This is a genomic window from Lentzea sp. NPDC060358 (assembly GCF_042725365.1).
Lineage (GTDB): Bacteria > Actinomycetota > Actinomycetes > Mycobacteriales > Pseudonocardiaceae > Lentzea.
Window position 1 is genome coordinate 1 of sequence record NZ_JBHXCW010000083.1, and the last position, 18,870, is coordinate 18,870.

Below are 18,870 nucleotides of genomic sequence, written 5' to 3' on the forward strand. Positions count from 1 at the left end.
CCCAGGAGGTCTCCTGGGCCCGTCACGGGGTTGCACCGGGTGTCAGCGGCGTGACCACGCCTGGCTGACGCTGTTCTGACAGCTCCGGATGACGAGCTGCGTGCCGTTGCCGGTGCCGTCGCCCAGCGGGGTCAGGCACTTCCCGGTGCCGAAGTTCACGACCTGACCGGTCAGGTCCACGAACCACTTCTGCGCCGGGGTGCCGTTGCACTCGTAGCTCTGCACGGCGGTGCCGTCGGCCGGTCCGGCGTTGCGGACGTCCAGGCACTTGGTGGTGTTCAGCAGTTTGAACTGGTCGGCCGAGGCGGCCAGCCAGGTCTGGCTCGCGTCACCGGTGCAGTCCGCGAGCCGCACCTGGGTGCCGTCGGCCGGGCTGGGGGCCACGACGCAGCGGCCGGACTGCTTGCCCCTGAACACGCCGTGGAAGTTGTTCGAGTTGTAGACGGCGTGGATGAGGCCGCGGCCGGGGAAGTCCGCGTACACGATGCCGTAGCGGGCTCGCCAGGGGCGGGCGTAGATCTCGTTCATCGTCAGGACGTTGGTGCCCTCGAACGCGACCGAGCACGTGCCGAGGAAGCAGTCCACGCTGCGGTACTCGTCGAGGCACTGGCTGTTGCCGGAACACGTGTCGATGACGCCCCTCGTCATCCCGGTGACGCGGTTGGGGCCGCCGGTGGCCGGGATGGTGTGGCCGCTCGCGACGAAGTACGGGAACACCCCGGTGCCGGCGGCGCTCAGGAAGTTCACGAAGCCCGTGTTCCTGTCGCCGTTGGTGGCGGTGTCCAGCTGTCCCCTGATGTCACGCCACTTCCGGGCCATCTGCCACTGGTCGGTCATGGTGTAGTTGTCCTGGATGGACAACGCGCCCCACCGGATGCCGAAGTCCGTGTCCGACGAGAAGTTCTGCAGGACGACGATCTTGCCGCGGATGTCGCCGACGGCGGGGTTATCGTCCGTGCCGGTGTAGACGCGCGGGTGCCTGCCGAGTGCCGATGCCACCAGGTCGTCGAACCCGGCGTCGCCGTCGTTCTCGTCCTTGACGCGCATGAAGACGGTTTCGTACGGGTGCAGCTGGAGGAACTCGTCCGCCACGGCGAGCACCTCGGTGTCGAAGTCCTGTCCCTGCCTGCTGATGCCGTGGTAGACCGTGAGCCCGTCGCCGTCGGGCTCCAGCCGGATGTCCCAGGCCCGGATCCCGGCTTCCAGCTGCGTCCGGAGGTTCATCGTCTGGGTGACGACGCCGTCCCCGCCGGCGCGGTAGGCGCCGGAGTCGTGGGTGCCGGGGATCGACAGCTCGGAAAAGCGGACCTGGTCGGGCAGCCTGCGCATCCAGTCCGGGTTCGTCGCGTCGGTGCCGGACTCGTGCGAGTAGCCCTCGGTCTCGTGGGCCTGCGCGGGAGTGCCGAGCACCGCCCCCAGGCCGAGCGCCGCCGCCAGCGTGATCGCGGCGCGGTGTGACCACCTCATGGTCGTCCTCCTCCTTTCGGGATCAGCCGGTCACGCGTAGGGGTCGAACGGGAGCTCCGGCATGGCGTCGGCCAGGTTGGGTTCGAAGTAGCCGCGTCGCAGGTCGAAGCTCGCCCTGCCGAAGTCGAACGTCATCAGCTTGTCGAGGAAGCCGGGCGGGAAGTTGTCCCAGCCGACCAGCGGCGGGTACTGCCAGGTGCGGTCGTGGTTCTCCGGCTCCTCGCTCTGGCGGGCCGTCCGGAAGCAGTGGGTGTTGGGGCCGTCCTTGTGGTAGACGACCTTGGCGTGGTTGCCCTGCCAGGCGGCCTGGGAGTACGCGTAGGTCTTGTAGTCGCCGTGGCAGGACACCGAGACCCAGTGCGGGCTGTCCGTGGCCTGGCTGACCCACACGACGACGTGCTCGATGTCGTGCCGGTGACCGGTCACCGGGCCGCCGGCGCCGGGCACGGCCTGGTCCTTCTCGAAGTACAGGGCGTACATGTAGGCGCACCAGCCGTTGTTGCACTTGGACCGCGAGTACGAGTTCGTGTTGCGCAGGTCGGACTCGTCGCGGCAGTTCCCGTCGAGGGCGCCGGTGGGGTTCAGCCCCGGGGCGATGGTCCCGTCCGTGCCGATGGCCGGCGTGGGATAACAGCCGTCGGTGTCGTAGTCGAACGCGGGCTGGAACCTGAGGTCCGCGATCGGCGCGTCGCCCGGCAGGGCGGTGGGCGGCTCAGCCCGTGCCACGCCCGGCAGGAGAACCATCGCCGCCAGCACACCGGCGACAGCCGTCGTTGATGAGAATCGTTTTTTCACCGTGAAGTCCCCTCTGGTTCGACGGCGCCGAATGCGCCGGCGCGAACCTGCTCCCCCTGAACCCGGATCGTGTGAGATCCGTGGAAAGGACGGTAAGTCGGTCGCCGTCGAGGACGCAGCTGGGAAAACCCCACTGCACCCCCTGATGTTCGGGAGCGCTCACGATCCGTGACCGATCCGTCCCGGTGGGTGGGCGCTGGGCCGAACGGCGGATGCGCGGAACACGAGCGGTGGCAGGGTGGTTTCCCTGGGTCGTCCGAGCTGGGGGAGAGCTGCCGTGGAACTGTCTCGTCGTGAACTGCTGACCCGCACCGGCCAGGCCGCCGCCGTCGCCACCGCCGCGTCCGCGCTCACCGCCGGCACCGCGCAGGCGTCGGGGGACGGCGTGAAGCTGACCCAGGGCACCAACATCTCGGTCTCGCGGTCGCGGGACGGCAGGTGGCTCGCCATCGACCTCGTCACCGCGATCTGGGTGTTGCCGGCGGCGGGAGGCCAGGCGCGCAAGCTCACCGACGAGCTGCAGGACGCCACGCTGCCGTCGTTCGGGCCCGGTGGCCGGATCGCGTTCCAGTCCTATCGGGACGGCAACTACCACCTGTACGTCATCGGGCTCGACGGGCGCGGTCTCACGCAGCTCACCAGCGGGAAGTACGACCACCGCGAGCCCGCGTTCTCGCCGGACGGCACGAAGATCGCGTTCGTCAGCGACCGGGCCGGCAGCTGCGGCGTGCACGTGCTCGACGTGGCCACCGGGCAGATCACGCAGCTCACGGGCGTGCCGGACGACGCCGCCGCGCCCCAGTGGTCGCGGGACGGCAAGCGGATCATCTTCGTCACCGGCACGGCGACCGTCGACGTGGTGTCCCTGGACGGCATCAGGGAACGGCTGGTCACGGCACCGGCCGGGGCGCAGCTGTTCGGGGCGGCGTTCGGGCCGGGGGAGCAGCCCAGCTACACGCTGATGCGGCCGGGGCAGGCCGACCTGATGCTCGGGACGACCGCCGTGGTGACCGGGCAGGACGTGTTCGGGTTCGCGCCGATCTGGGACGGCGACAGCGTGCTCTACACGGCCGACGGCAAGATCCGCAGCCGCCGCGACGGGTCCACCGCGGACATCCCGTTCCACGCCACCGTCCCGGTCAGGAAGGTCGAACGGCACCGCACCGCGAACCTCACCGGCGGGCCGGTCAAGGGGATCGCGAGCCCGGTCGTGTCGAGCGACGGCACGATCGCGTTCCGCGCGCTCAACGCGATCCACCTGCTGAAGAACGGCAAGACCACCAAGCTGACCGGCGGCCGGTACTTCGACACCGACCCCGACTTCTCGCCCGACGGCACGAAGCTCGTCTACGCCAGCGACCGCACCGGTGTGGCGCAGCTGTGGCTCCGCGACCTCGAGACCGGCGAGGAGAAGCTGTACGCGCCCGCGCCGGGCGCGCAGACCACGCCGCGGTTCTCGCCGGACGGCACCAAGGTCGCCTACGTCGACCAGGACGGGCAGGTCTGGGTCGCCGACGCCACCGGACGCCGGCAGGTCACGCCCACGCTGTTCCAGCCGGGACGGCCGACCTGGTCGAAGGACGGCGGCACGGTCGCGCTCGCCGCCGTGAAGCCGTTCTCGCGCCGGTTCCGCGAGGGCACGAGCCAGATCCTGTCGGTCGACCTCGTGAGCGGCGAGCTCCGCTACACCGAGCCCATGCCGTTCCGGTCGATCGCGACGCGCGGCGACGACGGGCCGGTCTGGTCGCCCGACGGCAGGCACATCGCGTTCGTCGTCGAGAGCGTCGCGTGGGTGGTCGCGGTGGACGGCAGGGGGCACTTCCAGGGCGAGCCGCGGCAGGTCACGCGAGAGGTCACCGACTCACTGGCCTGGGACGGCAACGACCTGGTGTACCTGAACAACGGCCGGCTGCGGAAGTCCACCTTGGACGGCAGGGCGTCCACGATCCGCGTGAACCTCAGCTGGCGCAAGCCGAAGGCGCCGGACCGCAAGGTCGTGCGCGTCGGCGCCTACTGGGACGGCGAAGCGGAAGCGTTGCGCCGCAACGTCGACATCGTCGTGGAGAACGGCAAGGTCGAGGAGGTCCGGCCGCACCGCGGGCGCGCCGACGTCGACGCGAGCGGGCTGACCGCCATCCCCGGCCTCATCGACGCCCACAACCACTGGCACCTGCGCGGCCGCCAGTGGGGCGCGCGGCAGGGCAACGTGTGGCTCGCCTACGGCATCACGACGGTCCGCTCGCCCGGCGACCCGGTCTACCAGATGGTCGAGACCCGCGAGGCGCTCGCCGCCGGAACCCTGACCGGGCCGCGGTTCTACGCCACCGGCGAGGCGATCGACGGCTCCCGCGTCTACTACAACTTCATGCGCCCGACGCTCAGCAGGGCCCAGCTCGACCTCGAGCTGCGCCGCGCCCACGAGCTCGGCTACGACATGATCAAGACCTACGTGCGGCTGCCCGTCGAGCTGCAACGCGCCGCCGTGCGGCGCTCGAAGGTGCCGCTGTCGTCGCACTACCTCTACCCGGCCGCCAACCTCGGCATGGACGGCATGGAGCACATCGGCGCCACCAACCGGCTCGGCTACTCCCACACCGTCTCCCGGCAGGGCAGGGCCTACCAGGACGTCGTCGCGCTCTTCACCGCCTCGGGCATGTCGATGACGCCGACGCTGTTCCACAACCGCGCCCTGTTCGCCGAGGACACGTCGCTGGTCACCGACGAGCGCACCCGCGTGCTCTTCCCGCCGTGGGAGTACGAGCGCTACCTCGCCGAGGCGAACACCGGTGGCGCCACGTCCTCGCTCGCGATCCTCAAGGGCTGGGTGGAGTTCGCTCTGGCCGTGCACCGCGGCGGCGGCCTGGTCATCTGCGGCACGGACGCGCCGCTCGACGCCCCGGCCACCGCCACGCACATGAACCTGCGCGCGATGGTGAAGTTCGGCTTCACGCCGCGGGAAGCGCTCATCACCGCCACCCGCAACCCCGCCCGCTGGCTCGGCCTGCCCCTCGGCGCGATCAGGCCGGGAGCCCCGGCGGACATCGCGTTCGTGGGCGGGAACCCGTTGCAGGACATCAAGGCCGCCGCCGACGTGCGGCAGGTCATGGTCGGCGGCCGGCTGCACGCCGCGGCCGACCTGCTGACGCCGTACCGCAGCGAGCGGGCCGAGACGCTGTCCGCCGCACTGGAACCGCTGGCCTCAGCGGAGAACAGGCACTGGTGGCACGAACCGGAGTGGGCCGAGCACGTCTGCTGCGACCACTAGGAGTCCCAGCCGAGCACGGCGAAGGGCGTACCGGCCCGGTACGCCTCGATCCCCGCGACCGAGTACCCGATCGCGTCGCCGGGCAGGGCGTCGAGCCGGAACCACCCCAGCTCCGAGCACTTGGCGGGCTCGCGGTTGACCGGCTCGCCGCCCCAGCGCCGCACCTCGAAGAAGAGACCGAGGCGCGGCTCCACGCCGAACCCGGTGGCGTGCAGCGTGTGCACGTGCCGCAGGGCGGCGAGCTCGATGACGACGCCGACCTCCTCGCGGGCCTCGCGCGCGGCGGCGGCCAGCACGGACTCGCCCGCGTCGAGCTTGCCGGACGGCAGGTGCCAGCGGCCGTCGAACCGCGGGTCGGGGTCGACGCGCCGGGAGAGCAGCACCTCCTCGCCGCGGACGAGCAGGAGGTGGGCGTCGACGAGGTGACGGTCGGCCATCGGCCCACCGTAGTTGATCAACCGCGGGGCGACAGCCCGTCGAGCACCACGTCGACCGCCCGGTCGACGACGGCCTGCTCGCCCCTGGCGCGGGCGAGCGCGTCGAACAGCACGTAGATCTCGTCCACGGTCGCGTCCGCCCGCACCTCGCCGGCCTGCTGGGCGGCGGTCAGCAAGTCCCGCACGGCCTCGCGCACCGCGGTGGCCGCGGCCGCCACCTCGCCGGTGTGCTCCTCCAGCAGCGCGACGAGCGCGACCTTCGCCGGAGCGCCGGACACCATGGCGCGGAAGGTCTCCCGGAACGCCGGGCCGGCCTCGCCCCCGCGCGACCGCGCCGTCTCGGCGAGCCGGGTGAGGTGGCGCACGACCGCGGCCTCGACCAGGGCCCGCTTGGTGGGGAAGTGCCGGAACACGGTGCCGATGCCGACACCGGCCCTGCGCGCGACCTCCTCGGTCGACCCCGCGTCGCCGGACTCGGCGAAGACCTCCTCGGCCGCGGCCAGCACCCGGTCCCGGTTCGCCCGCGCGTCGCTCCGCATGCCGTCATCTTCGCGGTTGTCAACCGGAGTATCGACTCCGTATTATCCGGAGTGATGACTCCGGAAATGAAGGGCCGACCGATGACGACCACTCCAGAAGACGTGTTCCGCGCCGTGCTCGACGGCGCCTGCAAGCTGCAGAACGGCGACCGCGCGCAGCTCGACGTGGTGGCCGCGCACTACGCCGAGGTGACCGACGTGCGGCACCCGATGAACCCGGCCGACACCCCGCTGCTCAGCCGTGAGCAGGTCCGGGAGCGCTTCGCGGAGGCGGGGTCGAGCGGCCTGACGGGCTTCCGCGTCGAGGACCTGCGGATCCACGAGACGGCCGACCCCGAGGTGGTCGTCGGCGAGTTCGCCTACCGCGGCGACGGCGGCTGGACGGTGCCGGGCGTGATCGTCCTGCGGGTGCGCGACGGGCTGGTCGTCGAGTCGCGGGACTACCTGGACCACGCCGGGTTCGGGCGGGCGGTAAATGATCTGCGGGCCGGCCGGGCGTCGTGACACGATCGTGCCATGACCGCCTTCGCGACCCCCGAGGACATCGCCCGCCGGACGAACGCCGCTCGAGACGCCGCGGTGGCCGCGGGCCGTGAGCTCGGCCTGGAGATCACCGAGGGCCGGGTGCTCTACGAGCTGTTCTCCGTCGTCGTCCACCTCGCACCGGCACCGGTGGTGGCCCGCGTGCCGACCGTCCTGCCGCACACCACCACGCTCGAGAGCCTGAAGAAGCGCCAGCAGCAGGAGCTCGACGTCGCTCAGTGGCTGCACGAGCAGGGCACGCCGGTGATCCCGCCGAGCACCCTGGTGCCGCGCGAACCGGTCCAGCGCGACGGGTTCTCGATCACCTTCTGGCCGTTCACCGAGGAGGACAAGAGCAGCGAGCCCGACTACGCCAGGAACTCGGAGCTGTCCGCCGACCTGCACAGGGCGCTGCGGGACTACCCCGGCGAGCTCGACTTCCTGTCCTCGGCGGAGCCGCGGTTCGTGCGGGAGGGCCTCGACCGGCTCGCGGACCTCGTCACCGCCGACGACCTCGCCAGGGCGAAGCGGGAGTGGGAGGTGCTGGAGCCGCTCGTCAGCGACGAGGCCGCGTTCCGCGCGCGGTTCCCCGGCGCCGACCTGCAGCCGATCCACGGCGACTCACCGCCCGCGAACATCTTCGCGAGCACCGGCGGCCCGTTGTTCTCCGACTTCGAGCTGGTCACCTACGGGCCGGTCGAGTGGGACCTCGGCGGTCTGGGGCGCGAGCTCGAAGCCGCCTACAACCGGGGTGCCCGCCAGAACGGCCTGCGCGAGCTCGACGAGGACGTGCTCCGGTTCGTCAACGCCGTCGGCGCGATCCGGGTCATGGCGTACCTGTCGTGCGCGGACCAGCTGCCCGCCATGGTCGGCTTCATGCAGCCGTTCATCGACCAGTGGCGGGACACCGAGCCCTACGCGTGAGCGGCGGCCCGGTCCCCGAGCCAGGACACGACTTCCTCGGCGGGCAGCGGCTCGCTGAGGAAGTACCCCTGCACCACGTCGCAGCCCGCCTCGGCCAGCGCCGTCCAGGTGTCCTGGTCCTCCACGCCCTCCGCCACGGCCTGCAGCCCGAAGTTGCGGGCCAGCGCCACCAGCGCGTGCACGATCGCCGAGTCGCCCGCGTCCGTGCACATGTGCGTGACGAACGACCGGTCCAGCTTCATCTCGTGCACCCGCATGCTGCGCAGGTACGAGATCGACGAGTAGCCGGTGCCGAAGTCGTCGATCGACAGCCGCACGCCCAGCTCGGTCAGCCCGCGCAGCACCTCCACCGCGCGGTCCGGGTCCGAGATGATCGCCGACTCGGTGATCTCCAGCGTGAGCAGGCGCGCCGGCAGGCCGTGCCGCCTGATCAGGTCGGCCACGTCGCCGGGGAACTCGGTGTGGTGCAGGCAGGCCGCGCCCACGTTCACCGACACCGGCACCTCCCAGCCCGCGTCGGACCAGGCGCGGCACTGGCGCAGCGCCGCGTCGATCACGTAGCGGGTCAGCGGCTCGATCAGGCCGTTCTCCTCGGCGACCGGGATGAACTCGTCGGGGCGGACCAGGCCACGCGTCGGGTGCTGCCAGCGGGCCAGCGCCTCGACGCCGCACACCGCGCCCGTGTTCGCCAGCGCCTTGGGCTGGTAGTGCAGGAACAGCTCGCCGCGGTCGATCGCGTGCCGCAGCTCCGTGACGGCCGTCAGGTGCGCCGCACCGCGTTCGTGCAGGCGTGCGTCGTACACGGCCACACCTGACTTCTCGCGCTTGGCCGCGTACATCGCGATGTCCGCGTGCCGCAGCAGCTCGTGGCCGTCGCCGGAGTCCGCCGGGCACAGCGCCACGCCGACGCTGCCCGCGATCTCCAGCTCCAGGCCCTCGAGCGTCACCGGCATGGCCAGGGCCTGCAGGATCTTCTCGGCGACCATGGTCGCGTTCTCCGCGGAACCGACGCCGGGCAGCAGCACCGCGAACTCGTCGCCGCCCAGCCGCGCCACCAGGTCGGTGTCGCGCACGGCCCAGGACAGGCGGTTCGCGACCTGGCGCAGCAGCAGGTCACCGGTGTGGTGGCCGAGGGAGTCGTTGACCTCCTTGAACCGGTCCAGGTCCACGATCAGCAACGCCAGCGGCTCGTCCTCGCGGCGCGCCTTGTCGACGGCCTGCTCCATCCGCCGCGCGAGCAGCGACCGGTTCGCGAGACCCGTCAGCGCGTCGTGGTGCGCCTCGTGCTCGTTCTTGGCGGCTTGGCGCAGTATCTTGCGCCGGTACCCGAGCAGGACCATGCCGAACAGCGCCACCAGGAACCCGTCCACCACGAACGCCACGACCTGGGCGATCCGCAGCTGCGCGTTCCGCTCGTCGGCCGAGCGCAGGTACTCGGTGGTGTCGAGCCAGTTGGCCCCTATCGTCGTCGAGATCTGGCGGCGCAGCGACGAGTGCGCGAGCGAGGCCTGGTCGGCCTGCAGCGGGTCGCCGGTGGCGATCACCCTGCGCAGGCTGTCCGTGGTCTGGTCGTAGAGCGGCAGCAGCCGGCCCGCCACGGCGGCGTCGGACGGGCGGGCGTGGGTGTTGAGCCACTCCAGCTCGTCGCGCGCGGAGCCGACGGAGTTCTCCAGCGGCTTGATCGTCTGCTCGGTCCGCGCCTCCTGGAGGTCGTGCAACGCGTTGTCGGCGACGTCGACGTGCTCCAGCACACGGCTCCACCGCTCGCCGGACTCGGTGAGCTGCCGGACGTACGCGGTCGTGTTCTGCGCGCTGATGCTGCTCCACAGCGCCAGCCCGGCCAGGGCCAGCAGCCCGAGCGTCAGCCCTGCCGTGGCCACCCGTGCGGTGCCGCGGTTCTCCCCAAAGCTCACCGTGCCTGCTCCAACGGTCGCACCCAGCTCGCCGGATCCTCGACGAAGCTGTCGATCTGAGGCTGGAAGAACTCCCTGCGCGCCCTCTCCGACTCCTGCCTGCGCAGGACCCGGCCGAGGTTCGCGCTGGTCACCGTCAGTCCCGGTGTCTCGATCCAGCCCTCCGGCAGCGCCGCCCCGCTCGTCGCGCGGCGTGCGAGCAACCAGCCTGCCACGGCTGCGTTGAGGTAGTGCTCGGGTGAGACCGTCGCCACCATCGCGCCGTCCCGCACCGCCTGCAACGTTCTCGGATCGACCCCGAACCCGCCTGCCAGCCATCTCGCCGACTTCTTCTCCGTCTTCAGCGCGGCGAGGCTCACCCCGTCGCAGTCGCCGGTCCCCATGAACGCGAGAGCATCCGGGTTCGCCGCCACCAGGCGGCGCCACGCGTCCTGGTTGGCGTCGTCGTCGCGCTGGGTGTCGAACGGCCCCAGCACGAGCACTCCCGGTAGCTTCTCCGCGAACCGCCCCCGGATGCCGTCGGCCCGGTCGTCGAACCCGGACAGACCCGGCGCGGTGTTTCCCAGCACCACCGTCCCGGTCGCGTCCGCGGGCATCCTGCGGATCAACTCGTCAGCCAGGTTTTCGCCGAGCTCGTGGTTGTCGTTACCGATGTGCAGCCGCACCCGGGAGCTCGCGGTGAGCCGCATGTCGACGCCGATCACGGGCACGCGCCTGGTCAGCGCCTCCCGGATGGACGGCGCCATCAGCGCGGGCTCGGACGTGGCCACGGCGATCCCGCTGGTGGCGGCCGCCGAGAGGTCGCGGAACAGCCCGACCTCGCGGTGCCCGTCCTGCCCGGGAGGCCCGGTCACCGTCGCGCTGACACCGCCGACGCGGCCGACGCCCTCGTGGAACCCGCTGGTCATCTCCTGCGCGAACGACGAGCCCGTGCGCTTCACCACGAACCCGACGTGCGGCAACGCCTCGGACTCCGGGGCGCTCACGCAGCCGGACACGAGCACCAGTCCCAGCACCAGCGCCGCAGCTCGCATGGATGACCTCGGGCTCGACCGTTGGATGAGTGATCTCCAGAGCGGCCGAGCCTACAGCGCTTGGCGTGGAATCGGGACAACGCGTCCTCGTACGGGAAGCGCTTTCACGTTCCGGACCCGTCAGGCGGGCTCGTACCCGAGGTTGGGGCGAAGCCACTGCTCGACTTCCGCGATCGTCTTCCCGGTGCGGCGCGCGTAGTCCTCGACCTGGTCGCGGCCGAGCCTTCCGACGGTGAAGTACTTCGCGTCCGGGTGCTGGAAGATCAGGCCGCTCACGCTCGCCGCCGGGGTCATCGCGAACGACTCGGTCAGCCCCACGCCGATCTCCTCCGCGCCGAGCAGGTCGAACAGCTCGCGCTTCACGGTGTGGTCGGGGCAGGCCGGGTAGCCGAGCGCGGGACGGATGCCGCGGAACTTCTCGGCGTGCAGGTCGGCGAGCGCCGGGTCGGCGTCCGGCTCGAACCAGTCGCGCCGCGCCCGCAGGTGGATCCACTCGGCGAACGCCTCGGCCAGCCGGTCCGCCAGGGCCTTCACCATGATGGCGCGGTAGTCGTCGTGCTTGGCCTCGTACTTCGCGGCCAGCTCGTCGGCACCCAGGATCGTCACGGCGAAGCCGCCGAGGTGGTCGCCCTCGGGTGCGACGTAGTCCGACAGCGACCGGTTCGGGCGCGACACCTGCTTCTGCGTCTGCTGCCGCAGCATCGGCAGCAGCACGCCGTTGCCGAGCCGGATGTCGTCGCCCTCGGACCGCGCCGGCCAGAACCCGTAGACGCCCTTCGCGGTGAACAGGTCCTTTTCCACGATCTCGTCGAGCAGCGCGTTCGCGTCGTCGAAGAGCTCGCGTGCGACGGGCTGCTCGAGGATCGCGGGGAACTTGCCCTTCAACTCCCACGCGAGGAACAGGAAGGTCCAGTCGATGAACTCGCGCAGTTCCGCCAAGGACGGGGTCATCGTGCGGGTGCCGGTGAACGCGGGCGTCGGCAACTCGGTGAAATCGACCTCCTCCGCGTTCGCGCGCGCCGCCGCCAGGTCCAGCAGCGGCAGCTGCTTGCGGTTCTCGTGCTGGTGGCGCAGCCGCGCCTGCTCCGCCCGGTTCGCGAGGTTCAGCTCGTGGCCGCGCCGGTCGTCCAGCAGGTCCGACACCACGCCGACGACCCGTGACGCGTCGAGCACGTGCACGGTCGGCTCGTCGTAGACGGGGGCGATCTTCACGGCGGTGTGCTGGCGGGACGTGGTGGCGCCGCCGATCAGCAGCGGCAGCTTCATGCCGCGCCGCTGCATCTCCTCGGCGACCGACACCATCTCGTCGAGCGACGGCGTGATCAGCCCGGACAGGCCGATGACGTCGGCGTGCTCCTTGATCGCGGTGTCGAGGATCTTCGCGGCCGGCACCATCACGCCGAGGTCGATCACCTCGTAGTTGTTGCAGCCCAGCACGACGCCGACGATGTTCTTGCCGATGTCGTGCACGTCGCCCTTGACGGTGGCGAGCACGACCTTGCCGTTGCCGCCGGTCGTGGCCTTGGGCTCGGCGTCCATGAACGGCTCCAGGTAGGCGACCGCGCGCTTCATCACGCGGGCGCTCTTCACCACCTGGGGCAGGAACATCTTGCCCGCGCCGAACAGGTCGCCGACGACCTTCATGCCGTCCATCAGCGGGCCCTCGATGACGTCGAGGGGCCGGGGCAGCGCCTGGCGGGCCTCCTCGGTGTCGTCCTCGATGAAGTCGACGACGCCGTGCAGGATCGCGTGCTCCAGGCGCTTGCCGACCGGGGCCTCGCGCCACGACAGGTCGACGACGCGCTTCTGGCCGGGGCCCTTGACGGTCTCGGCGTGCGCGACCAGGCGGTCGGTCGCGTCCTCGCGGCGGTCGAAGATGACGTCCTCGACCAGTTCCAGCAGGTCGGCCTTGATGTCCTGGTAGACGACGAGCTGGCCCGCGTTGACGATGCCCATGTCGAGCCCGGCCCTGACGGCGTGGAACAGGAACGCGGAGTGCATCGCCTCGCGGACGACGTCGTTGCCGCGGAAGGAGAACGACAGGTTCGAGATGCCGCCGCTGATGCGGACGCCGGGACAGCGCTCCTTGATCCGCGGCAGGGCGTCGATGAACGCCTTGGCGTAGCCGTTGTGCTCCTCGATGCCGGTGGCGACCGCGAGCACGTTCGGGTCGAAGATGATGTCCTCGGCCGGGAAGCCCGCCTGCCGCGTGAGCAGGTCGTACGCGCGGGCGCAGATCTCGACCTTGCGGTCGGTCGTGTCGGCCTGGCCCTGCTCGTCGAACGCCATCACGACGACACCGGCGCCGTAGTCGCGGATCGTGCGGGCCTGCCGCAGGAACGGCTCCTCGCCCTCCTTGAGGCTGATCGAGTTGACCACGCCCTTGCCCTGCACGCAGCGCAGACCGGCCTCCAGCACGGTCCAGCGGGAGCTGTCGATCATGACCGGGATGCGGGCGATCTCCGGCTCGGTCGCGATCAGGTTGAGGAACGTCGTCATCGCCTGCTCGCCGTCGAGCAGGTCGGCGTCCATGTTGACGTCGAGCAGGTTCGCGCCGCCGCGCACCTGCTCCAGCGCCACGTCGAGCGCGGCCTGGTGGTTGTCGGCCTCGATGAGCCGGCGGAACTTCGCGGAGCCGGTGACGTTGGTGCGCTCGCCGATCATCACGAACCCGGTGTCGGGGCCGATCTCGAACGTCTCCAGGCCGCTGTAGCGGGTGGTGTGGCGCGGCGCGACCACGTCACGGGCCGTTTCGCCCCGGACGGCCTCGGCGATGGCCTTGATGTGCGCGGGGGAGGTGCCGCAGCAGCCGCCGACGACGTTGACGATCCCCTTGCCCGCGAAGTCCTTCAGCAGGGCCGCGGTCTCGTCCGGGGTCTGGTCGTAGCCGCCGAACGCGTTGGGCAGACCGGCGTTGGGGTGGCAGGCGACGTAGGTGTTCGCCAGGCGCGCCAGGTCCGTGACGTGCGGGCGCATCTCCTCGGCGCCCAGCGAGCAGTTCACGCCGACGACCAGCGGCTCGGCGTGCGCGACGGAGTCCCAGAACGCCTCGACGGTCTGGCCGGACAGCGTGCGGCCGGACAGGTCGACGATCGTCACCGAGATCCACAGCGGCAGGTCCGGCGCCACCTCGCGGGCGGCGGCGATGGCGGCCTTGCAGTTCAGCGTGTCGAAGATCGTCTCGATCAGCAGCAGGTCGACGCCGCCCTCGTGCAGCGCGGCGATCTGCTCCGCGTAGGAGGCCTTCACCTGCTCGAACGTGACGGCCCGGTACGCCGGGTCCTCCACCTTGGGCGACAGGCTGAGCGTGACGTTGAGCGGGCCGACCGAGCCCGCGACGAACCGGCCGCCGAACTCATCCGCGGCCTGGCGGGCGATCCGCGCGCCGGCGACGTTCATGTCGCGCACGCGGCTCTCGAGCCCGTAGTCGGCCTGGCCGATCGAGGTGGCGGTGAACGTGTTGGTGGTGGTGATGTCCGCGCCCGCCGCGAGGTACTGCCGGTGCACGTCGAGCACCAGGTCGGGGCGCGTGAGGTTGAGCAGGTCCGGGTCGCCGGCGACGTCGGTGTGGTGGTCCGCGAACTCGGTGCCGTGGTAGTCGGCGGGGGAGAGCTTCGCCTGCTGGAACATCGTGCCCCAGGCGCCGTCGAGCACGGCGATCCGCTGGTTCAGCAGGGACTTCAGTCCGGCCACGTGCGCTCCCGAAATCGTCGGAAGCGCCCTTGTCCGTGATCGAAGACGAGCGTGGCAGGCCTCGGGGCCCGTTGCAGCGCTTCTCGGCTTCGCCGCCAAGGCTACCAACGTCGACCAAGCACCAGGAACTCGTCTCACTCCATAGGATGGCCCGCGTGACTGGAGAACGCGCATTGGTCCTGGGCGGCGGTGGTGTCACCGGAATCGCTTGGGAGACCGGGATTCTGCACGGACTGGCTGAACAGGGCGCCGACCTGTCCGGCGCCGACCTGTTCGTGGGCACGTCGGCGGGGTCGGTGGTGGCCGCGCAGCTCGCCGGGGGAGTCCCGCTGGCCGACCTGTACGCGAGCCAGCTGCTGCCGCCGGACGGCGAGATCCCCGCGCGGCTCACGCCGTGGATGCTCGTCCGGTACGCGCTGTCCTACGTGGTGCCGGGAAAGCCCGCGGCGAAGCGGGCCAGGCTCGGCCGTGCGGCCGTGCGGGCGCGCACCCCGTCGGAGCGGTCGCGGCTGGAGGTGTTCGAGCACCGTCTGTCCATTCAGGACTGGCCGGAGCGGGCGCTCAAGGTCACGGCGGTGGACGTGGCGGACGGGAGGTTCGTCGCGTTCGACCGGGACAGCGGGGTGCCGCTGGTGAAGGCGGTGGCGTCGAGCTGCGCGGTGCCGCTGGTGTGGCCGCCGGTGACCATCGACGGCCACCGGTACATGGACGGCGGCATGCGTTCCGTGGCGAACGTCGACCTGGCGGCGGGGTACTCGCGCGTGGTGGTCGTGGCGCCGCTGACGCGCGCGGCCAGTGCCGCCGCGACGCCGCAGGCCCAGGTCGCGAAGCTCGGCGTGCCGTCGGTGGTGCTGAGCCCTGACGAGACCGCGCTGGCCGCGATCGGGAAGAACCTGCTGGACCCGGCCCGCCGCCGGCCTGCCGCCGAAGCGGGGTTCGCGCAGGCCGCCTCGGTCGCCGCCGCCGTGCGGGAAGTCTGGGACTAGCCGCCCCTTGTCCTGCCGCCACCTCGCCGCCTACTGTCGCGCGCAATCAGGCAGGTTTGTTAACCAATGAGGTGGTGCATGGGCAGGAGATGGGTGTCCGGAGTCCTCGTGCTCGGGCTCCTCGCGGCAGGGACGACCAGCGCTTCGGCGGCGGATCCGCTGGTCTCCCGGGACAAGGCCGTGACGGCCTCGTCGGTCGAGGGGTCCGGGTTCGAGGCGGGCAAGGCGGTGGACGGCAGCACGTCCACCCGCTGGGCGTCGGCGGAGGGGCGCGATCCCGAGTGGATCCGCGTCGACCTCGGCTCGGCGCACCGGATCAGCCGGGTGCGGCTGACCTGGGAGACCGCGTACGCCAGGGCCTACCAGGTGCAGACCTCGGCCGACGGCGCGACGTGGACGGACGTGTACTCGACCGGTTCCGGCGACGGCGGCGTGGACGACCTGACCGTGTCCGGCACCGGCCGGTACGTGCGGGTCAACGGCACGGCCCGCGGCACGGAGTGGGGCTACTCGCTGTGGGAGCTCGAGGTCTACGGCGCCGGTGACGGCACGACCCCGCCGCCCGGCGTGAACTACCCGTTCGGCAGCAGGCAGCAGCCGTACGCCGCGGGCGTCCTGCGCCCGTCGGGCAGCGCGGCCACCCTGGACGCCGCGGTCGTCGACCTCTACCAGCGCTGGAAGTCGGCGTTCGTGCGGCAGAACTGCGGCAACGGCTGGTACCAGGTGATCTCGCCGGACGCGGACCACCCGTACGTCGCCGAGGCCCAGGGCTACGGCATGGTGATCACCGCGACGATGGCGGGCGCCGACCCGGACGCGCGCAAGGTCTTCGACGGCCTGGTGAAGTGGAAGCTCGACCACCCGTCGTCGATCAACCCGGACCTGCTCGCGGCCGAGCAGGACGTGAACTGCCGCAGCGTCAACGGCGGCGACGGCGCAACGGACGGCGACCTGGACGTGGCCTACGGGCTGCTGCTGGCCGACCGCCAGTGGGGCAGCACCGGCACGTACGACTACAAGCGGCTCGCGATCCGGCACATCAACGCGATCAAGGCCAGCGAGGTCAACCCTTCCACGAACCTGCTCAAGCTGGGCGACTGGACCAGCGCGGGCGACCAGTACTACTACCTCTCGAGGTCGTCGGACTGGATGGCCGACCACTTCCGCGCGTTCCGCAAGGCGACGGGCGACGGCGCGTGGGACACGATCCGCACCGCGCACCAGGACCTGATCGCCCGGTTGCAGGCCGGCTTCGCACCCTCGACGGGCCTGCTGCCGGACTTCGTGGAGAACACGAACTCCTCCCCGCGCCCGCCCGCCGGCCAGGTGCTGGAGAGCGAGAACGACGGCAGGTACTCGTGGAACGCGTGCCGCGACCCGTGGCGCATCGGCGCGGACGCCGTCACCAGCGGCGACACCGCGTCGCTGACCGCCGCGCGCAAGCTCAACTCGTGGGTGCGGGCCAAGACCGGCGGCAACCCGGACGCGATCGGCCAGGGCTACCGGCTCGACGGCACGCAGCTCTCCGGTGGCAGCGCCGCCGCGTTCTTCGCGCCGTTCGCGGTGGCGGCCACCACCGACCCCGGCAGCCAGGCGTGGCTGGACGCGTTGTGGGCCAAGATGCTGCGGACGCCGATCGACTCGGGCAGCTACTTCTCGGCGAGCATCCAGCTGCAGGTGATGATCACGGTGACCGGGAACCACTGGGTGCCGTAGGTCTCGGCTACAGCCTCGTCCGGAACCACCGCCGGACGAGGCTGGCGGTCACCGCCGGCACGAGCAGGCAGACGACGGCGCGCACGAGGTCGCTGGAGTCGCCCCGGCGGCCCGTGCAGGCCGAGGCGCCGTGGAGGAAGAAGGCGACGTCGGCGACGAGCACGACGAGGACCGCCCAGCCGGTCCAGGCGTGGACCTTCGCCTTGATGTACGTGCGGTTGTCCACACGCATCTTGCCGCCCTGGTTGGCGTAGACGGTGCCGCCGTCGTGCGCGGTGTTGTGCTGACGCGGCCCGGTCCCGGGGCCGGACGGGCTCGCCGCCGCCGAGGTTCGCGATCAGGCCGTGGACGTCGGACTCGAAGCCGCAGGTGTCGTGGCGTTCCTGAACAACGTTGCGTGAGCTGGAGTCCGGCAACCGCGGTGTGCGTCCGGCGGCCCGTGCCCGCACTGCGGGAGGTCTCGGACCCGACAACCGCTCGGCCGGGCCGTCCGAGCGCCGGGTCAGTAGAGCGTGCGCAGGAACGCGGGCCCGCCCTCCTCCGCGTTGGTCCCCTTCTCCACGAACGCGATGTTGTGGTGGAACGAGATCCCGCTGATCGTGCGCTGCAGCACCGAACCGGTGCCGCGCGGGTCCCCGACCTCGGTGTGGTTCAGGCCGTCCACAAAGGACTTGAGCAACCCGATCGACGTGCCGTCCGCGCCGTCGGGGTGGCCGCCCCAGCTCGGCCAGTACGCGGTCTGCAGGTCCTCGACCACGTACAGCCCGCCCGGGCGGACGTGCGGGAACAGGGCGTGGAACGACGTGCGCACGTGGTCGTTGAAGTGGCTGCCGTCGTCGATGACCACGTCGAACGGGCCGAGGTCGCGGCCCAGCCGGTCGAGGAACTCCGCGTCGGACTGGTCGCCCCGCACGGTCATGATCCGCGGGCCGGCGACGTTCTTGCGCGCGATGTCCAGGCCGTGGATCAGGCCGCGCTGGAAGTACCGCTCCCACATGCGCAGCGAGCCGCCGCCGCTGTCCGGGTCGTCGTAGCCGCCGATGCCGATCTCCAGCACCCGCACGGGTTCGGTGCGCAGCCGGGCGAAGTGGCGCTCGTAGTGCTGGGTGTACCAGTGCAGGTCGCCCCACTTGTCCGTGCCGAACTCGACGGCGAGCTCGCCCAGGTCCGGCGCGGGCGGGCGGAGTGCGGACAGCAGGCCCTGCACCGACTGCGGGATGCCCTTGCGCGCGGCGTACCAGCCGCCGATGCCGTTCTCGTCGAGCTCGGGGTCCGGGGTGCTCACGGCGAGGGTCGACCACTGCCGTCCGGCGTAGCGGCCGCGCACGGCGTCGGCCAGGTCGAGCGACACCACCACGTCGGCGTCCTGGCGCAGGTGTCCCGTCGTCGCGCCGTCGAAGGTGAGGTCGAGCCGGACGTCGTGCTCGCCGATCTCGGCCAGGAGCGCGGCGGCGACGGCGTGCGGTGTCAGGCCGCGGATCGTGGCGTCGAGCAGGTCGGGGCCCGCGGTGACCGCCTGCAGCAGTGGTGCGAGAACCGTCCAACGGGCGGTGTCGAGCACGAGGTCCCCCTGAGTTGA

General features: G+C 71.4%; 14 protein-coding genes and 1 riboswitch. Of the genes, 5 read left to right on the forward strand and 9 right to left on the reverse strand.

What is annotated here, in order from left to right; genetic code table 11:
- Nucleotides 1–42: 42 nt before the first annotated feature.
- Both ACFWGZ_RS19240 and ACFWGZ_RS19245 read right to left on the reverse strand, forming a co-directional pair.
- Complete coding sequence (locus tag ACFWGZ_RS19240; RefSeq protein WP_382452885.1) at nucleotides 43–1,467, reverse strand: ricin-type beta-trefoil lectin domain protein; 1,425 nt, start codon at nucleotides 1,465–1,467, stop codon at nucleotides 43–45.
- A gap of 30 nt (nucleotides 1,468–1,497) precedes the next feature.
- Nucleotides 1,498–2,193 carry an NPP1 family protein gene (locus ACFWGZ_RS19245; protein ID WP_382452886.1) on the reverse strand — a complete coding sequence of 232 codons (696 nt, stop codon included), beginning with the start codon at nucleotides 2,191–2,193 and terminating at the stop codon, nucleotides 1,498–1,500.
- A 346-nt stretch (nucleotides 2,194–2,539) separates the two neighbouring features.
- On the opposite strand from ACFWGZ_RS19245, the gene ACFWGZ_RS19250 reads away from it, so the two are divergent.
- Nucleotides 2,540–5,527: an amidohydrolase family protein gene (locus ACFWGZ_RS19250; RefSeq protein WP_382452887.1), complete on the forward strand. Its 2,988-nt coding sequence runs from the start codon at nucleotides 2,540–2,542 to the stop codon at nucleotides 5,525–5,527.
- Here ACFWGZ_RS19250 and ACFWGZ_RS19255 read toward each other — a convergent pair.
- Entirely contained in the window at nucleotides 5,524–5,964 is a 441-nt protein-coding gene (locus tag ACFWGZ_RS19255) for an NUDIX domain-containing protein (protein WP_382452888.1), read from the reverse strand. The two genes, ACFWGZ_RS19250 and ACFWGZ_RS19255, sit on opposite strands and share 4 nt — an antisense overlap.
- A 17-nt stretch (nucleotides 5,965–5,981) precedes the next feature.
- Entirely contained in the window at nucleotides 5,982–6,503 is a 522-nt protein-coding gene (locus ACFWGZ_RS19260; protein WP_382452889.1) for a TetR/AcrR family transcriptional regulator, read from the reverse strand.
- Nucleotides 6,504–6,584: 81 nt separating this feature from the next.
- Here ACFWGZ_RS19260 and ACFWGZ_RS19265 point away from each other — a divergent pair, with 81 nt between their 5' ends.
- Together ACFWGZ_RS19265 and ACFWGZ_RS19270 are read left to right on the forward strand one after the other, a co-directional pair.
- Nucleotides 6,585–7,007 (forward strand): nuclear transport factor 2 family protein, encoded by a 423-nt coding sequence (locus tag ACFWGZ_RS19265; RefSeq protein WP_382452890.1) that lies wholly within the window; start codon nucleotides 6,585–6,587, stop codon nucleotides 7,005–7,007.
- Nucleotides 7,008–7,019: 12 nt separating this feature from the next.
- Nucleotides 7,020–7,949, forward strand: coding sequence for a phosphotransferase (locus ACFWGZ_RS19270; RefSeq protein WP_382452891.1), 930 nt, complete (start codon nucleotides 7,020–7,022; stop codon nucleotides 7,947–7,949).
- On the opposite strand, the gene ACFWGZ_RS19275 is transcribed toward ACFWGZ_RS19270, so the two are convergent.
- The 3 genes from ACFWGZ_RS19275 to metH form a co-directional block, all read right to left on the reverse strand.
- The gene (locus tag ACFWGZ_RS19275) at nucleotides 7,940–9,862 is read right to left on the reverse strand and encodes a putative bifunctional diguanylate cyclase/phosphodiesterase (protein WP_382452892.1); all 1,923 of its coding nucleotides are present in this window, start codon (nucleotides 9,860–9,862) and stop codon (nucleotides 7,940–7,942) included. The two genes, ACFWGZ_RS19270 and ACFWGZ_RS19275, sit on opposite strands and share 10 nt — an antisense overlap.
- Nucleotides 9,859–10,896, reverse strand: coding sequence for a sugar ABC transporter substrate-binding protein (locus tag ACFWGZ_RS19280; RefSeq protein ID WP_382452893.1), 1,038 nt, complete (start codon nucleotides 10,894–10,896; stop codon nucleotides 9,859–9,861). Before ACFWGZ_RS19280 ends, ACFWGZ_RS19275 begins: the two co-directional genes overlap by 4 nt.
- A 120-nt stretch (nucleotides 10,897–11,016) precedes the next feature.
- Entirely contained in the window at nucleotides 11,017–14,589 is a 3,573-nt protein-coding gene (metH, locus tag ACFWGZ_RS19285; RefSeq protein WP_382452894.1) for a methionine synthase, read from the reverse strand.
- Nucleotides 14,590–14,603: 14 nt separating this feature from the next.
- Nucleotides 14,604–14,680: riboswitch (S-adenosyl-L-homocysteine riboswitch) on the reverse strand.
- A 64-nt stretch (nucleotides 14,681–14,744) separates the two neighbouring features.
- Here metH and ACFWGZ_RS19290 point away from each other — a divergent pair.
- Both ACFWGZ_RS19290 and ACFWGZ_RS19295 read left to right on the forward strand, forming a co-directional pair.
- Nucleotides 14,745–15,575, forward strand: coding sequence for a patatin-like phospholipase family protein (locus ACFWGZ_RS19290; protein WP_382452895.1), 831 nt, complete (start codon nucleotides 14,745–14,747; stop codon nucleotides 15,573–15,575).
- Between the two features lie 78 nt (nucleotides 15,576–15,653).
- Nucleotides 15,654–17,291, forward strand: a complete 1,638-nt coding sequence (locus ACFWGZ_RS19295; protein WP_382452896.1) for a glycosyl hydrolase family 8 — start codon at nucleotides 15,654–15,656, stop codon at nucleotides 17,289–17,291.
- A 7-nt stretch (nucleotides 17,292–17,298) separates the two neighbouring features.
- On the opposite strand, the gene ACFWGZ_RS19300 is transcribed toward ACFWGZ_RS19295, so the two are convergent.
- The gene (locus ACFWGZ_RS19300) at nucleotides 17,299–17,523 is read right to left on the reverse strand and encodes a hypothetical protein (RefSeq protein WP_382452897.1); all 225 of its coding nucleotides are present in this window, start codon (nucleotides 17,521–17,523) and stop codon (nucleotides 17,299–17,301) included.
- A gap of 270 nt (nucleotides 17,524–17,793) precedes the next feature.
- Nucleotides 17,794–18,852, reverse strand: a complete 1,059-nt coding sequence (locus ACFWGZ_RS19305) for a class I SAM-dependent methyltransferase (RefSeq protein WP_382452898.1) — start codon at nucleotides 18,850–18,852, stop codon at nucleotides 17,794–17,796.
- Between the last annotated feature and the right edge of the window lie 18 nt (nucleotides 18,853–18,870).

Coding starts and splice junctions, on each gene's coding strand:
- ACFWGZ_RS19240 (WP_382452885.1), bottom strand. CDS start 1,467: ATGAGGTGGTCACACCGCGCCGCGATCACGCTGGCGGCGGCGCTCGGC.
- ACFWGZ_RS19255 (WP_382452888.1), bottom strand. CDS start 5,964: ATGGCCGACCGTCACCTCGTCGACGCCCACCTCCTGCTCGTCCGCGGC.
- ACFWGZ_RS19260 (WP_382452889.1), bottom strand. CDS start 6,503: ATGCGGAGCGACGCGCGGGCGAACCGGGACCGGGTGCTGGCCGCGGCC.
- ACFWGZ_RS19265 (WP_382452890.1), top strand. CDS start 6,585: ATGACGACCACTCCAGAAGACGTGTTCCGCGCCGTGCTCGACGGCGCC.
- ACFWGZ_RS19270 (WP_382452891.1), top strand. CDS start 7,020: ATGACCGCCTTCGCGACCCCCGAGGACATCGCCCGCCGGACGAACGCC.
- ACFWGZ_RS19280 (WP_382452893.1), bottom strand. CDS start 10,896: ATGCGAGCTGCGGCGCTGGTGCTGGGACTGGTGCTCGTGTCCGGCTGC.
- ACFWGZ_RS19295 (WP_382452896.1), top strand. CDS start 15,654: ATGGGCAGGAGATGGGTGTCCGGAGTCCTCGTGCTCGGGCTCCTCGCG.
- ACFWGZ_RS19300 (WP_382452897.1), bottom strand. CDS start 17,523: ATGCGTGTGGACAACCGCACGTACATCAAGGCGAAGGTCCACGCCTGG.